Source organism: Ensifer sp. GW101-20A05 (assembly GCF_059424735.1).
The window spans coordinates 200,848-215,647 of the sequence record NZ_JBWKZT010000008.1; the positions used below are offsets into that span (position 1 = coordinate 200,848).

The 14,800-nt window shown below is 60.1% G+C and carries 14 protein-coding genes; 3 read left to right on the forward strand and 11 right to left on the reverse strand.

Going from position 1 to position 14,800, the window contains the following annotated elements:
- Window positions 1-196 precede the first annotated feature (196 nt).
- The 3 genes from AC070A_RS20850 to AC070A_RS20860 are packed head-to-tail and all read left to right on the forward strand — an operon-like array spanning window position 197 to window position 3,795.
- Window positions 197-1,225 carry a glycosyltransferase family 2 protein gene (locus AC070A_RS20850; RefSeq protein ID WP_492384285.1) on the forward strand — a complete coding sequence of 343 codons (1,029 nt, stop codon included), beginning with the start codon at window positions 197-199 and terminating at the stop codon, window positions 1,223-1,225.
- Window positions 1,218-1,919, forward strand: coding sequence for a class I SAM-dependent methyltransferase (locus AC070A_RS20855; protein ID WP_065373017.1), 702 nt, complete (start codon window positions 1,218-1,220; stop codon window positions 1,917-1,919). Before AC070A_RS20850 ends, AC070A_RS20855 begins: the two co-directional genes overlap by 8 nt.
- Window positions 1,920-1,923: 4 nt before the next feature.
- Complete coding sequence (locus AC070A_RS20860; RefSeq protein ID WP_492384286.1) at window positions 1,924-3,795, forward strand: GtrA family protein; 1,872 nt, start codon at window positions 1,924-1,926, stop codon at window positions 3,793-3,795.
- A 244-nt stretch (window positions 3,796-4,039) separates the two neighbouring features.
- Here the strand turns inward: AC070A_RS20860 and AC070A_RS20865 are convergent, their stop codons facing one another.
- The 11 genes from AC070A_RS20865 to AC070A_RS20915 all read right to left on the reverse strand — a co-directional run bounded on the left by AC070A_RS20865 (window position 4,040) and on the right by AC070A_RS20915 (window position 14,739).
- Window positions 4,040-5,224, reverse strand: a complete 1,185-nt coding sequence (locus AC070A_RS20865; RefSeq protein WP_492384287.1) for a serine hydrolase domain-containing protein — start codon at window positions 5,222-5,224, stop codon at window positions 4,040-4,042.
- A 699-nt stretch (window positions 5,225-5,923) separates the two neighbouring features.
- On the reverse strand, window positions 5,924-7,201 hold the full coding sequence (locus tag AC070A_RS20870) for an L-fuconate dehydratase (protein WP_492384288.1): 1,278 nt from the start codon (window positions 7,199-7,201) through the stop codon (window positions 5,924-5,926).
- A 21-nt stretch (window positions 7,202-7,222) separates the two neighbouring features.
- Complete coding sequence (locus AC070A_RS20875) at window positions 7,223-8,068, reverse strand: fumarylacetoacetate hydrolase family protein (RefSeq protein WP_492384289.1); 846 nt, start codon at window positions 8,066-8,068, stop codon at window positions 7,223-7,225.
- Window positions 8,069-8,092: 24 nt separating this feature from the next.
- Window positions 8,093-8,827 (reverse strand): SDR family oxidoreductase, encoded by a 735-nt coding sequence (locus tag AC070A_RS20880; protein WP_218373963.1) that lies wholly within the window; start codon window positions 8,825-8,827, stop codon window positions 8,093-8,095.
- Between the two features lie 10 nt (window positions 8,828-8,837).
- Window positions 8,838-9,284, reverse strand: a complete 447-nt coding sequence (locus AC070A_RS20885; protein WP_093234535.1) for a MaoC/PaaZ C-terminal domain-containing protein — start codon at window positions 9,282-9,284, stop codon at window positions 8,838-8,840.
- 1 nt (window position 9,285) lies between these two features.
- Window positions 9,286-10,365 carry a Gfo/Idh/MocA family protein gene (locus tag AC070A_RS20890; RefSeq protein WP_492384290.1) on the reverse strand — a complete coding sequence of 360 codons (1,080 nt, stop codon included), beginning with the start codon at window positions 10,363-10,365 and terminating at the stop codon, window positions 9,286-9,288.
- Window positions 10,358-10,687, reverse strand: a complete 330-nt coding sequence (locus AC070A_RS20895; RefSeq protein WP_492384291.1) for an L-rhamnose mutarotase — start codon at window positions 10,685-10,687, stop codon at window positions 10,358-10,360. The genes AC070A_RS20890 and AC070A_RS20895 overlap by 8 nt, the downstream gene beginning before the upstream one ends.
- Window positions 10,688-10,758: 71 nt before the next feature.
- The gene (locus AC070A_RS20900) at window positions 10,759-11,871 is read right to left on the reverse strand and encodes a mandelate racemase/muconate lactonizing enzyme family protein (protein WP_110879562.1); all 1,113 of its coding nucleotides are present in this window, start codon (window positions 11,869-11,871) and stop codon (window positions 10,759-10,761) included.
- A 1-nt stretch (window position 11,872) separates the two neighbouring features.
- Entirely contained in the window at window positions 11,873-12,970 is a 1,098-nt protein-coding gene (locus AC070A_RS20905; RefSeq protein ID WP_492384293.1) for an ABC transporter ATP-binding protein, read from the reverse strand.
- A gap of 6 nt (window positions 12,971-12,976) precedes the next feature.
- The gene (locus tag AC070A_RS20910) at window positions 12,977-13,843 is read right to left on the reverse strand and encodes a carbohydrate ABC transporter permease (RefSeq protein ID WP_492384294.1); all 867 of its coding nucleotides are present in this window, start codon (window positions 13,841-13,843) and stop codon (window positions 12,977-12,979) included.
- The gene (locus tag AC070A_RS20915; RefSeq protein ID WP_112948648.1) at window positions 13,843-14,739 is read right to left on the reverse strand and encodes a carbohydrate ABC transporter permease; all 897 of its coding nucleotides are present in this window, start codon (window positions 14,737-14,739) and stop codon (window positions 13,843-13,845) included. Before AC070A_RS20915 ends, AC070A_RS20910 begins: the two co-directional genes overlap by 1 nt.
- Window positions 14,740-14,800 lie beyond the last annotated feature (61 nt).

Here is a 14,800-nt window from a genome sequence, read left to right on the forward strand (position 1 = left end):
AGAAGTGTGCATTCTTATACAACCCAGCGCTCGCTGATTTCAGGGCGATCGCAAGTTTCTGGCGATGTTCACTTCACTGCCGCCTGTTATCGACATCCGGTGGCGCGATCGGGGTTGATGCGCTGTGTCTTGACTACTTCTTAAGTTGTGAGAACTTACGATTTCTCGGTCCTATTGCGTCAGAGGGGGGGGTGGCATGGTAGGGGAGCGCGACGAACTCGATAATCTGGTGAGATTACGGCACGATATCGCAGATGGCCTGAATATAGCGCTTTCGGTGGTGGTGCCCTGCTACAACGAAGATGCCGGTATCGATGAGCTTTATCGCCGTGTATCGACCGCATGCGAGCAGTACGGCGAGACCTACGAGATCGTACTGGTCAACGATGGTTCCGCCGATGCCACGCGAGAGAAGATTTTTGCACTGGCCGAGCGCGACCACCATATCGTAGGAATCGATCTGGCCCGAAACTACGGCCACCAGATCGCGCTGAGCGCCGGGCTCGAGTTTTGCCGCGGCCAAAGGATTTTCATTCTCGACGCCGATCTCCAGGACCCGCCGGAACTGTTGGGCCCTATGATGGCGAAAATGAATGAAGGCTACGATGTGATCTATGGGTTGCGCGAGGAACGGGAAGGAGAAAGTTGGTTTAAGCTCGCGAGTGCATCGTTGTTCTACCGCATCCTCGGCAAGCTTTCCAACGTCGGCATCCCGGCGAATACCGGCGATTTTCGCCTGATTAACCGGCGTACCCTCGATCATCTCAATGCCATGCCGGAGCGCTACCGGTTCATTCGCGGGATGGTCAGCTGGATCGGGCTTCGGCAGTGCGCGTTTCCTTATCGGCGCCATAGCCGATTTGCCGGGGAAACCCATTACCCGTTACGGAAGATGGTACTCTTCGCAATCGACGCGGTGACCAGCTTTTCTGTCGCCCCGTTGAGACTCGCGTCTCACTTGGGGCTCGCCTTCGGGTTGCTTGGCATGGCCACTCTGGCCTACACGATATTCGCATGGACGCTCGGCCATGTGCTGCCCGGGTGGACCAGTCTTGCTTCGATCACGCTCATCTTGGGCAGTATTCAGTTGCTCATGCTGGGCATCTTCGGCGAATATCTCGGCCGGATGTACATGGAAGCCAAAAGGCGACCACTGTTCATCGTCAACGAAGTCATGTCCCGAGCGGCGATCGAGGAAACGCAGAAAGAGCCCGCGCATGGATGAGGCGGAGTTCGATCGATTCGCCGACGAATACTACCAGCAGCATGCGGCCAGCATACGCTTGAGTGGCGAGGCACCTGAGTTCTTTCACCGATACAAGGTCGAGGACGTAGCTGCAGCACTAAGGGCGGCAGGGACGACGCCTCGGCGCATTCTGGACTTCGGTGCAGGGGTGGGAAATTCGCTGGGCCCGATGAAGGAGGCGTTTCCGGCAGCAGAGATCGTTCTGCTGGATCCCTCAACAAAGTCGCTCGACGTGGCGCGGACGCGCCACCCTGGGAAGGCGCGTTTCCAGCATTTCGACGGCAGCGAGATTCCGTTCGAGGATGGCGCGTTCGATCTCGTTTTCGCCGCTTGTGTTTTCCACCACATCCCAGGCTTGCTCCATGCACCCTTGTTCAAGGAGATCCGCCGCGTCATGGGCCAAGGAGCCAGTCTCTTTGTGTTCGAACACAATCCGCTCAATCCGTTGACGAGAAAGGCTGTTCGCGACTGCCCATTCGATGAAAACGCTGTCCTGCTATCGGCGGCCAACATGAAGGCGCGCCTGCGCGATGCTGGGCTGCCAGACTGCTGCGTTGCTTACCGCATCTTCTTTCCGAGGTTCCTGGGCGCTTTGAGAGCGCTGGAGCCTATGCTTCGGGGGGTTCCTCTTGGTGCACAGTACTACGTCCACGCAATCAAGCGCGACAACTGATCGCTTGCAGGCATTTCGCTTCATCGCCGTTGGGCTGGCCAACACAGGTCTGGGCTACGCAATTATTCTAGCCGGTCTCTTTGCCGGGCTCGGCGACATCCTGGCGAACGCCCTTGGTTATGCCGGAGGGCTTATAATGAGCTTCTCCCTAAACAGCCGATGGACCTTTCGGGCGCCTCCATCGTACGCCACCTTTGCGCGCTACCTTGCTGTGTTCTTGGTCTGCTTCAGCGCGAATCTTGCGATCGTACTCGCCGCGCGAGAGATGGGTTTCGTCGACGCCCCCCTGGTGCACCTTGTCGGTATCTCGGCCTATACCATCCTGTTCTACATGGGAGCGGCCCGATTTGTTTTCCGGCAAGGGCGGCCCTTCGGCCTGGCGTGGGGGGAGAGTTGGCCCGAGCTGTCCGTGCTCGTCGCGGTCATCGTTGCGTACGTGTTGCTATGGAAGATTCCGGTGTCGCACGACGTGGTTTGGCAGATGTGGATAGCCCGTCAGATGCTTGGCGGCGCCAGTCTCTACAAAGACATTCTGGAGCTAAACCCCCCTCTTTGGTTCTGGATGGCGTTACCCGTCGAGTTGGTCGCCTTGAAGCTCACGATAAGCGCGAAGACGGCAATTGTAAGCGCCGTCTTCGCATACCTGGCTCTATCCATCGCACTTTTCGCCAGCTTATTGAGAGACCTGGCGCCCGCCCGCCGGGCAATCCTATTAGTTGCCGCGTTTCTCGCGGTAATACTGATCGGACTACCGGATTTCGGACAGCGCGAGCATCTAGCACTGATTGCGGCAATCCCATACGCAGCCCTGATTGCCCGCCGAATGGATGGTCGTGAGCCCTATTGGGCTCAAGCTCTTCTTATAGGATGCTTCGCGGCGACAGGGTTGGCTCTGAAGCACTACTTTGCACTCGTTCCGATTCTTCTTGAGCTATGGTTGTTAGGCAAAAACAGAAGAAAATGGCGGCCGTTGAGGCCGGAGGTTGTCGCTATGGGTGCCGCGGCAGTCCTCTACGGGATAGCTGTGGTGACGTTAACGCCAGACTACCTAAGTACCATCGTTCCGATGTTAGCGAGTGCATACTTCGGCTACGAATCTTCCTGGCTTATAGTGTTGTTGAACCCACTGGTTTTATGGTGGGCACTTGCATTGGGTTTGGTTTCGGTCCGTTGGCGGCACCGGAACTCGTGCACTCTGGCCGCGCTGCTAGCCGCCGCAGGGTTTGCAATGTCCTATTTCGCACAGCAGAAGGGCTGGCGGTATCATGCCATTCCAACAAGCGGAATGCTCGTCATAGCCCTCATATCGCTGTTGGAGTTTCAACGTTTCGAGCTAAGTATTCTCCGGAAGGTTACTCTCGTTGTTGCTATGTCTATGTCATTGGCGATATACGCCGCTTTCGGTCCATATAGGAACCCCAATGAAGGTGTGGTCGCCCAGTTACTGCAACATGTACGTCGTGGAAGCGTGGTGATGATGGTAACCGCCAACCCGAGCAGTATCTGGCCCATGGTCGATGATGGGGGTTATGTGTGGCCTTCGCGCCATTTCGCACTCTGGATGCTGACGGCATTCAGCCAAGACCTCCAAAAGAGCGGCGAGCTATCGCCTGAGCTGGCGGAGATGGCCAACTTGGTGCGCAGACAGACAGTCATCGACCTAACCTGCAACCCTCCCGACGTAGTCATCGTGGACAATCTGGAGCGTTCCAAAGCGGCCGGTCTCGATCCAATCAATTTCCTCTCCGTAGATCCGGAGTTTGGTACTGTCTTCGCCAACTACACAAAGGCCGACACGATCGAAGGGTTCACTTCCTACGTCAAGGAGGCGGGATGGCAACCATCCCGGCCGAAGGATTGCAGAACGATCTTCTAGATTTTATTCGTCGTCGATCTTGTCCTCGTCGATATCCATTTACCAAGCATAACATGCAAACCGCTCGATCGCTGCGGTCTACGCCGAATGCGTACGGCGTTGCGGCTGTCGGGGTTTCTGCTGACATCAACTCCTCGGCACAGAGCATGAGTGGCGTTACCGAAGGTTACAATGTCACCGCAGGCACTTCGCATCGCATGATCGATGGTCATCTTGCGGTTACTTCCGCAGGCACGGTGGACGTTCAGACGAGTTCCACCGGGAACCGAGCAATCGCCGCACTGGTAATCCGTACGTCGGCACCGTAGTCGGCTGTTGTTAAAAGCTTACGAGGTTTCCAGCCGGACCTGCCTCTTTTTTGTGCGCGCTCATAGGCGCGTCGAGCTGCGTCGATGAGACTATGCTGGATGCGAACGAAACGTCTCAAATCGCGGTTTCTTTCGCGTCCGTTGAAGAGTGCGACAATAACGATGCCGTCTGATGAGCGAGCGACCACTGCCCGTGTTCCGTTCAGCGCGCCTGTATGGGCGATATCGGTCTCGGCCCCGCGCTGCCATATCCACCATCCTAGACCGAAAGACTGTTCAGGAAACTCGCCTGGTACAGGAGTCGTAATCTCGATGTCGCGGATGGTGCGTGACGCGAAACGGTAGAGGTCTTCGGCTGTGGATGTCCAGCCAGCGGACGGGTTGAAATGTGTCCTCGGCGCGTCCATGCCGACGACGTGATGACGGACCTCTGCCGGCGCTTCGCTAATGAGGGCCGTTCTGTTGAGGCCCAAGCGGTTCAGGACGCGCCTTTGGACAAATCGTTCGTAAGGAATCCCGCTGATCTTGGAGACGATCAGACCAAGCCAGCAGGGGCCGAAGTCCGTGTATTCCGCTTCCTCGCCGGGGGCGATATCCAAGGGGCGCTTAAGACGCTCAAGAAGAACCGGCAAGCAGGCCTCAGCCGGCGCGAACGTTTCCTTGTCGCCCGCGACCAGATCGACATGCTGGCTCCACCCCAAGCCGGAAGTATGTTGCAGCAGGTGGCGAACCGTGATGTTGCTGTAGCGGTGATCTTCGGCCTTGGCGACGACTGGGAAGATGCTTTGGAGCGTATCGTTAAGCCTCAGTTGGCCATCATCGATCAACGTCAGCACGGCCTCTGCAGTGATGAGCTTTGAGATGCTGGCTATTTGAAACGTCATGCTGTCCAGCATTGGACGGCCGGTCTCACGATCGGCAACGCCAAAGCGAAGCAGTCGCGGCTTCTCTCCTGCTTTGCCAAATGCGACGACGGCACCGGGTATTCCCTCGCGATCCATGAACCAAGTGACGGTTTCGGTAATCGAATGCGGCTTGGCCCAGAACATGGCTTCAGTCACGCTGGGCCAGACAAAACCATAGCCGAACACGATGCCAATGCCGGCCACGAATACTGCCATGCGGCGCAACCATCTCGAATGCATTCGATCCCTCCCTCTCAGGCCATCTGCTCGCACTCTGCCACAGTTGCGGTTGATGGCAACGGCAACCCATGAGGCAGGAGCCCCATGAAATCTTTGTTGTCGTCGGCCTTGGCTGATGTCGCCAGCGCAAAGACGCAAGTCGCGGTAATGCATGCAGTTGCTGATAAAGGCCTCATGGTGCCCCCCACCCTCTACAACCGAGGGTCTTAGGGTCGCACAGCAGGCAACAAAAAAGGCCGGGTAAACCCGACCTCCCTGCCGCCATCGCCAGTACATCCGTGGTGAATGGCATTGCCTGCAATATAGGCCTGATTGATATTTAATCAAATCGGAAATCAAAGGGGCAGGACACTTTTCCGAAAAGCCTAATGGTTCCGCACACCAGAACTGTGTCCAGCAGCCACCTAAGACATTGATTTATCGCAATTTCCACACTCGGCATGGGGCGCCACCACAATACACGTTCTTCAAATCCATCGAATCTCGGCCTCGATGGCAAGAAAGCACGGCCTCTTAAATCTGCTGCCAAGTGAACTTGCGCGCCGCGCCATCCGAATTTGCGCGCTGCAGAAAGTTCCTTGTAGAGTTCCGACGCAAAGCCCAAAGAGACGATCGGTCGCTCCAAATTCCGGATAGACATAAGGCAGGCCGGATTTAACAAATCCGGCACGCCTGTCACTCGCGGAATGTGTAGTCCGCGATCGATTGGGGCTTCATTTCGATCGAGAAGCCGGGCCGCTGCGGCGGCATGTAGGCGGCATTCTCGATGACGCAGGGGTCGAGGAAGTGCTCGTGCAGATGATCGACATACTCGATCACGCGGCCATCCTTGGTGCCGGAAACGGCGACATAGTCGATCATCGACAGGTGCTGCACATATTCGCAAAGGCCGACACCACCGGCATGCGGCCAGACCGGCAGCCCGTATTTGGCTGCGACCAGCAGCACCGCCAGCACCTCGTTCAGCCCGCCCATGCGGCACGAGTCGATCTGGACGATGTCGATCGCGCCCTCGGCAATGAATTGCTTGAACATGATGCGGTTCTGGCACATCTCGCCGGTCGCGACCTTCACCGGCCCGATCGCCTCTCGGATCTTGCGGTGACCGGCGACATCGTCGGGGCTTGTCGGCTCCTCGATAAAGAAGGGCTTGGCGAAGGCAAGCTGCTTCACCCAATCGATCGCCTCGCCGACCTCCCAGACCTGGTTGGCATCGATCATCAGATAGCGGTCCGGCCCGATCACCTCGCGCGCAATCGTCAGCCGCCGGATGTCGTCGGCAAGATCACGGCCGACCTTCATCTTGATGTGATTGAAGCCTTCGTCGATCGCCTCCTGGGCGAGCCGCCTGAGCTTTTCATCGTCATAGCCGAGCCAGCCGGCCGACGTCGTGTAGCAGGCGTAGCCTTCCCTCTCCAGCGTCGCTATGCGCTCGGCCTTTCCGGGCTCGGCCTTGCTGAGAATTCCGATCGCCTCGTCGCGGGTGAGCACATCCGTCATGTAGCGATAGTCGACGATGTCGGCGATCTGTTCCGGCGACATGTCGGAAACCAGGCGCCAGACGGGTTTGCCCGCTTGCTTGGCAAGCAGGTCCCAGACGGCATTGACCACGGCGCCGGTGGCGAGATGGATCGCCCCCTTTTCGGGGCCGATCCAGCGCAATTGGCTGTCGCTCGTCAGGTGCCGCCAGAAGCGGCCGGGATTGGCGAGGATGTCCGCCGTATCCTGACCGACGACCAGGTGCTTCATAGCCTTGATCGCCATGCAGCAGATATCATTGCCCCGACCGATGGTGAAGGTGAGACCATGGCCCGCAACACCGGGCCTGTCCGTGTCGAGGATGACATAGGCCGCGGAATAATCCGGGTCCGGATTCATCGCATCGGAGCCGTCAAGGCTCTGTGAGGTCGGAAAGCGCAAGTCGAAGACGCGCAGATTGGTGATGCGGGTCATGGTCACTCCAGTCGGTAGAACTTAATCGTCCGCGCGTACGGACTGCTTCTGGCTGCCGAGGCCCTCGATGCCGAGTTCGACGACATCGCCCGCCTTGAGATAACGCGGCGGCTTCATGCCCATGCCGACGCCGGGCGGCGTACCGGTGGAGATGATGTCGCCCGGCTGCAGCGACATGAACTGCGACAGGTACGAAACGAGGTGAGCAACGCCATAGACCATGGTTTCCGACGAGCCGTTCTGCATGGTCTCGCCGTTGACCTTCAGCCACATCGGCAGATTCTGCGGATCCGGCACTTCGTCCTTGGTTACGAGCCAGGGGCCTGTCGGACCAAAGGTGTCGCAAGACTTGCCCTTGGTCCATTGGCCCTGGCGTTCGATCTGGAAGGCACGCTCGGAGACGTCGTGCACGACGCAGTAGCCGGCGACATAGTCGAGGGCTTCCGCTTCGGTCACGTATTTCGCCTTGCGGCCGATGACGACACCGAGCTCCACTTCCCAGTCGGTCTTGGTCGAACCGCGCGGGATCAGAAGATCGTCATCGGGGCCGACGATGGCCGAAGTCGCCTTCATGAAGATGATCGGCTCCGACGGAACCTTGGCGCCGGTCTCAGCCGCGTGATCGGAATAGTTGAGACCGATGCAGATGAACTTGCCGGTTCCGGCAATGCAAGGGCCGAGACGCTGGTTGCCCGCGACAGCAGGCAGACCAGCAAGATCGAGCGACTCCAGTTCCGCCAGCTTGTCGGGATCGAGAGCCGCACCAGAGAGGTCAGCCACATGACCGGAAAGGTCGCGCAGCGTGCCGTTCGCATCGAGAATACCCGGTTTTTCGTGACCCGGAACGCCGTAACGCAGAAGCTTCATATCTTAAATCCTTGAACTCGGTGGTCAGATGGTCCAGCCGCCATCGATGGCATAGGCTTGGCCGGTCGTATAGGTAGCGCTCGCGAGATGAACGGCGAGCGCGGCGATCTCCTCCGGCGTGCCGAGGCGGCCCATCGGCTGCCGGGCGATAAAGGCGGCTCGTGCCGTCTCATAATCGCCCTGCGCCCGCATGCGGTCCTGCAGCGACGGGCTCTCAACGGTACCGGGGCAAATGGCGTTGCAGCGAATTCCCTCAGAGACGTAGTCGGCGGCAACGGCCTTGGTGAGACCAATGACGGCCGCCTTGGTAACGCCATAGGCGAAGCGGTTGGGCACGCCCTTGATGCTGGAAGCGACGGAAGCCATGTTGATGATCGCGCCATCCTTGCGCGCAAGCATGCCCGGAAGGACCGCACGGATGGTGCGGATCATCGCCTTGACGTTGAGGTCGAGGGCGAATTCGAGATCGGAATCCTTCATCTCCAGGATCGACCCGGCATGGACGAAGCCGGCGCAGTTGAAGAGGATATCGACGGCGCCGATCTTCGCAACCAGCGTTCCGACCGCCTGCGTGTCGAGCACATCGAGCCGGTGAGTCGCGACGTCCGCTTCCTTGGCAAGCGCTGCAAGCGCATCGACGTTGATATCCGTCGCATGCACTTTCGCGCCGGCCTTTGCAAAGGCCAAAGCCGAAGCGCGGCCGATTCCTTGAGCGGCGGCCGTAATCAGGACGACCTTGCCTTTAAGATCCGCTGTCATTCTCGATCCCTCATGCTTTGCGTTCGACGACCAGGATATGGTCGGCGGCGAGAACGACCTCGCCACGCTGGTTGATAACTTCTAACCGTTCCACGACGCGCCCCGCCTTTGGTCGCTTCGGATCGTCCTCTTTGGCAGAGACGGTCACGCGGGTGCGGATCGTATCGCCGATATGGACCGGACGCACGAAGCGCAGACGATCATAGCCGTAGGAAAAGGCAACCGGGTTGATCAGCGAGGCTGTCAGACCCACGCCGATCGAAAAGATCATGGTGCCATGGGCGATACGCTGACCACCCGGCAAGGTCTTGGCGAATTCCGCATCCATGTGGTGCGGAAAGAAATCGCCGGTGTGGCCGGCATGAACAACAAAGTCGGTCTCGGTGATCGTGCGACCCGTCGTCAGGCGTTCGTGTCCGAGCTCGTAGTCTTCAAAATGGATAATCTGTTCAGACATGTCATTGTCCTGGAAGCGGCGCGATCGCCGTTGCCGGCGCGGCACTCGATTGATAGGCGGCCTCGACGAGCGCCATCGTCTGCCACGCGTCTTCCACCGAGCCGATCAGTTCATCGTCCTCACCCGTGACGAAGCGCTGCAGGTTCGCCATGCGATTGACGAAGGCGTCGGGGAACCAGGCACCTTCGAGTGGCACGGCAACCCAATCGCTGCCGCCTGTAGGCCTGATCCAGAGCTCATCCGGCTCACCCTTGGGGTAGTCGAGATTGACGCCGAGCTTCACGTAGGCGGCACCCGAGGTGCCGGAGATGCGGAACTCGCAGGCCTGGAACTTGCGGCCGAAATCGTGGTCGTGATTGACCGAGAGCACGCAGCGTACGCGATCGCCATAGTCGAGGATCGCCGCCGTGCGCGTCTGGGCGACATCATGGTTCGAATGCCCGATGGTCTTGGCGTGTACGCCTAAGGGGTTGCCGAGCAGGCCGCGGATCAGATCCAGATAGTGGATCGAGTGCATGGCAATCTCGATGCGCGGCAGACCTTTGAGGAACGGCCAAAGGCCCCAGGGGGTGGCGAGCGCCAGCCAGGCATCGAAATCCACCACCTCGCCGAGATGCCCCTTGGCGATGGCATCCTGCAGCGCCAGCATCATCGGCGCGAAGCGAAGCTGGAAGTTGGCGGCCGCCTTCAGCTTGCGCGCGCGGCAGATCTCGAGAATGGCGGTTGCGGCGGCGAGGTCCGACCCCATGGGCTTCTGGATCAGCGCTGCCGCGCCGATCGGCAATCGGCCAAGGATGGCGGCATGGGCGGCGGGCGGCGTTGCGAGGTCGAAGATCGCTTCCGGCACCGAAAGCGCGTCCGCCTCATTTTCGAAGGCCCGAATATCCCAGCTTTCCGCAAACTGAGACGCCTTGGAACGGTCCGGGTCATAAATCCCGGCAACCGGGAGGCCCGCCTTGCGGTAGGCCGGCAGATGGGCGTCGCCGACGATGCTGCCGGCACCGAAGATCACGATCGGCCGTGGATTGCTCGGCTTCGGCCACCATTGTCTGAGAGTGCCGGGATCAAAGCCTTCAGTCATGATGGAAAACCTCGTCCATCATCGCCCACCACTCGCCTTCTTTTCTCATCTCAAGCGGCTTCTGGCACGGCATGCAGACCGACCACCATTCCTGGTTCTTCGGATGCGCCGCCATCTTGGCCATATCCGCCGCGAAATCCGAGCCGACATATTCCCAGTAGCCGAACAGCAGGTTATCCGGCTCCTTGAGGAAGATCGAGTAGTTGGTGACGTTGCATTCGGATATCAGTTCGAGGATCTCCGGCCAGACGGCGACATGCAACGCCTTGTATTCGGCGATTTTCGACGCTTCGAGGCCGATCACCATTCCCATCCGCTGCATCCTGTCCTCCATCTCATTGGTATTGCGCAATTCCGAACGCAAAACCGTTCCGCACTTTTGCTGGAATTGCTCTAGCCGCGGAACTCGCGGGTGAATTCACTGATCGAGCGAGTGCGCACGGCGTCCCAATCCCAGGCGATGCCGATGCCCGGCTCAGAAGGGGCCATGGCGCGGCCGTTCCGGATCTCCATGCCCTTGGTGGTCAGGTCATCGAGCTGCGGAATGTATTCGACATATTTGCCGTTCGGCACGGCGCAGACGAGGCTCACATGCAGCTCCATCAGGAAATGCGGGCAGACCGGAATGTCGAAGGCTTCCGCCGCATGAGCGACCTTCAGCCAGGGCGTGATGCCACCGATGCGGGCGACGTCGACCTGCACGATCGAGCAGGCGCCCTTCTGCATATATTCACGGAAATGGCGGATCGAATACATCGATTCTCCAACCGCAATCGGCGTCGGCGTCGAGCGCGTCAGCCGGATATGACCGTCGAGATCGTCGGCCGGCAGCGGCTCCTCGATCCAGGCGAGATCGAGCTCCTTCAACCGCGACGCGCGGCGGATCGCCTCGTCGACGGTGAAGCCCTGATTGCAGTCGGTCATGATCTCGAAGCCATCGCCGAGTGCCTTGCGCATCGCGGCGAGCCGATCGTAATCCTCCGAGCCGTGCGGCTTGCCGATCTTCACCTTCGAGCCGGAGAAGCCCTTGGCCTTGGCGGCGAGCCCATCCTCGACGAGGGCCTCCTTCTCGATATGCAGCCAGCCGCCCTCGGTGGTGTAGAGCGGGCAACTGTCCTTGGCGCCGCCGGCGAGCTTCCAGAGCGGCAGCTTCTGCTTCTTGGCGCGCAGGTCCCAAAGGGCGGTGTCGACTGCGGCCAGCGCCAGCGCGGTGATCGCGCCGATGGTCGTGGCGTGGGTGGCAAATTCCATCTTGTGCCAGATCGCCTCGATGCAATCGGCGTCCTCGCCGATCAGGATTGGCACGAGGTGATCGGAGAGAAGCCGCATTACCGACGATCCGCCGGTGCCGATCGTATAGCTGTAGCCCGTGCCCGTCGCTCCGTCGGAATCGACGATCGTGACGATAGGCGTTTCCTGGCTGACGAAGCTCTGGATCGCATCGGTCCGCTTCACCTTCGGCGGCAGGTCGACCATGCGCAGTTCAATTTTCTCGATTCTTGCCATGTCAGCCTTCCAGAGCCTTGCCGGTATCGATGTCGAAGAGATGGGCGCGCGACAGGTCGAAGCTCATGCGCACCTTTTCGCCTGAGCTAAGCGGGCGCGGGTTGAGCATGCGCGAAACCCAGTCGCGGCCGTTGAATTGGATGAAGACAAGTGTCTCGTTCCCGAGCGGTTCGGTGATCGACACCGGCAGTTCGACGTCGTGCACGGCCGCCGGATCGCCGGCATGCAGGCCGTGGCCGCTCGGATAGATATCGTCCGGCCTGAGGCCGAAGGTGACCTTCTGGCCCGGGCGCAGTGATTTTGCGAAACGCGGCGGGATCGGCAGCCGGGCGCCACTGGCAAACACCAGCGTGCCGTTGTCGACGATCGCCTCGTCCATGTTCATCGGCGGAGAACCGATGAAACCGGCGACGAACTTGGTGGCCGGTCGCTGGAACACCTCTTCCGGCGTACCGACCTGCTCGATGTACCCGTCGCGCATGATGACGATGCGGTCCGACAGCGTCATCGCCTCGACCTGGTCGTGGGTGACGTAGATCATCGTCGCCTGCATGCGCGCGTGCAGCTTCTTGATCTCGGTGCGCACCTGCGTGCGCAGCTTCGCGTCGAGGTTCGACAGCGGCTCGTCGAACAGGAAGACATCCGGCTGGCGCACGATCGCGCGGCCCATCGCGACGCGCTGGCGTTGGCCGCCGGAAAGCTGCGACGGACGACGCTCAAGCAGATGGCCGAGATCGAGAATGGCGGCCGCTTCGGCGACCCGCGCCTTGATGTCATCGGCCGAGCGCCCGGCGATCTTCAGCGAAAAGCCCATGTTCTCGGCAACGGTCATGTGCGGATAGAGCGCATAGGACTGGAAGACCATGGAGATGTTGCGCGCCCGCGGCGGCAGATCGTTGACCTTGAGGCCGCCGATCTCGATCGCGCCGTCGCTGACGTCCTCGAGGCCGGCGATCATGCGCAGCGTCGTTGACTTGCCGCAGCCGGAGGGGCCGACTAGTGCGATGAACTCGCGATCCTTCACTTCGAGGTCGATGCCGTGGACGACTTCGAGCGCGCCGTAGCGCTTGACCAGTTTCCTGAGGGTGACAGGAGCCATGAACGATTATCCTTTCACCGCGCCGAAGGTGAGGCCCGAAACGAGGTGCTTCTGAATGATGAAGGTTAGGGTCAGCGCCGGAATGATCATCACGACGGCGAGCGCGCACATGCCGCGCCAGTCGATGGTGAATTCGGCGGTGTAGTCGAGAAGTCCAACCGGCAGCGTCTTGGAATTGACCGAGCGGGTGATCTGCGAGGCGAGCGCATATTCGTTCCAGGAGGTGAGAAACGCGAAGATGCCGGCGGACGCAATGCCGGGACCGGCGAGCGGAAACTCCACCTGCCAGAAGGCCTGCCACGGTGTGCAGCCGTCGATCTGGGCGGCTTCTGCGAGATCCTTCGGCACCTGGCGAAAGAAGCCGTCGATCAACCAGATGGTGAAGGGCACGTTGAGCGCGACATAGGTAAGGATCAGCGAGAAATGAGTGTCGATGATGCCGGTGCGGGCGTAGAGCATGAAGAGCGGCAGCGACAGAGCGATCCCGGGCACGGCCCGCGTCAGCATGAAGCCGAGAAAGATCGCCGACTTCGCCTTGAAGCGATAGCGCGCAAAGGCGTAACCGCCGGCCATGCCGATTGCGAGCGCAATCACCGTCGATGTCACGGAGATGATCAGCGAATTGCGGAAATAGTCCCAAACGGGAACGCCGCCCTGCCCCACGCCCGAGAACATGGCGCGATAGGCATCGAGCGAGATGCTCTCGGGAATCCAGACTGGGGGCTTCGCCATGATTTCGACGGTCGGGCGTAGCGACGACAGCACGATCCAGAGGCCGGGCAGGCAGATCACCGCCATTGCCAGGAACAGGCCGATCAGATGCGCGATCTTCAGGAGGCGCCGGCGCAGGCGGTGCGAGGCGTTGATATCCATTACCACTCGGCTCCGATCTGCTGGCGCGCCGCGGCGAGCTTGCGGAAGAAATAGACGGTGAAGACGATCGACAAGAGGATCGCGACATAGGCCATGGCGTTGGCGAGCCCCATGCGGGCATCGGCATAGGCGGTGCGGCCGACGAGCGTCCAAAGCAGTTCGGTGCGCTTGGCAGGACCGCCATCGGTCATGATCTTGACGATGTCATAGGCCCGCGCCACGTCCAGCGAACGGATCGTCATGGCGATGAAGGCGAAGGGCATGAGATAGGGCCAGGTAACATAGCGGAAGGTCTGCCAAGGCGTGCAGCCGTCGACATGGGCGGCCTCGACCGGATCCTTCGGCATGGCGAGCAGGCCGGCGAGGATCAGGATGGCGAACACGGCGGTCGAGGACCAGACTTCGGCGATGATGATCGAAAGCAGCGCGAGATTGCCGTCGATCAGCCACGGGATCGCCTGGTCGGTGAGCCCCAGCGACTGCAGCGCATTGTTGACGAAGCCGATATTGTCGTTGAACAGGAACTTGAACTGGAAGCCGACCAGCACCGGCGAAAACATCATCGGAAACATCATCATCGTGCGCAGCAGGCGCTGGCCATGGGTCGCCTTGTTGACGAGCAGTGCCAGGCCGAGACCAAGCAGCATCTCGGCGTTCAACGCCACCGTCAGCAACAGCACGGTGCGACCGAAGGCGACCCAGAACTCGGTGTTGCCGAGCACGGTCGCGTAGTTGCGCAGGCCCACAAAGACCCAAAGCGTCTCCGGCTTCGTCAGGCGGAAGGGCGTGAAGCTCGAGTAGAAGGAAAAGAGCAGCGGCAAAACGATCACCGCCGCGAGCACGACGAAGGCCGGAAGCAGAAGCAGGGCCGGCGCTGACAATTTCTTGAGCTTCATCGGGCAGTCCTGAGGATGGCATGAAATGGCTGAGGCGGCGCCGGCACCGAAGCGCCGGCGC

Excerpts from the sequence above, each read along its gene's own strand:
- AC070A_RS20885 (WP_093234535.1), bottom strand. The coding sequence starts at position 9,284 with ATGTCTGAACAGATTATCCATTTTGAAGACTACGAGCTCGGACACGAA.
- AC070A_RS20870 (WP_492384288.1), bottom strand. The coding sequence starts at position 7,201 with ATGACCCGCATCACCAATCTGCGCGTCTTCGACTTGCGCTTTCCGACC.
- AC070A_RS20865 (WP_492384287.1), bottom strand. The coding sequence starts at position 5,224 with ATGGCAGTATTCGTGGCCGGCATTGGCATCGTGTTCGGCTATGGTTTT.
- AC070A_RS20905 (WP_492384293.1), bottom strand. The coding sequence starts at position 12,970 with ATGGCTCCTGTCACCCTCAGGAAACTGGTCAAGCGCTACGGCGCGCTC.
- AC070A_RS20910 (WP_492384294.1), bottom strand. The coding sequence starts at position 13,843 with ATGGATATCAACGCCTCGCACCGCCTGCGCCGGCGCCTCCTGAAGATC.
- AC070A_RS20875 (WP_492384289.1), bottom strand. The coding sequence starts at position 8,068 with ATGAAGCTTCTGCGTTACGGCGTTCCGGGTCACGAAAAACCGGGTATT.
- AC070A_RS20895 (WP_492384291.1), bottom strand. The coding sequence starts at position 10,687 with ATGCAGCGGATGGGAATGGTGATCGGCCTCGAAGCGTCGAAAATCGCC.
- AC070A_RS20880 (WP_218373963.1), bottom strand. The coding sequence starts at position 8,827 with ATGACAGCGGATCTTAAAGGCAAGGTCGTCCTGATTACGGCCGCCGCT.
- AC070A_RS20855 (WP_065373017.1), top strand. The coding sequence starts at position 1,218 with ATGGATGAGGCGGAGTTCGATCGATTCGCCGACGAATACTACCAGCAG.
- AC070A_RS20890 (WP_492384290.1), bottom strand. The coding sequence starts at position 10,365 with ATGACTGAAGGCTTTGATCCCGGCACTCTCAGACAATGGTGGCCGAAG.
- AC070A_RS20850 (WP_492384285.1), top strand. The coding sequence starts at position 197 with ATGGTAGGGGAGCGCGACGAACTCGATAATCTGGTGAGATTACGGCAC.
- AC070A_RS20900 (WP_110879562.1), bottom strand. The coding sequence starts at position 11,871 with ATGGCAAGAATCGAGAAAATTGAACTGCGCATGGTCGACCTGCCGCCG.
- AC070A_RS20915 (WP_112948648.1), bottom strand. The coding sequence starts at position 14,739 with ATGAAGCTCAAGAAATTGTCAGCGCCGGCCCTGCTTCTGCTTCCGGCC.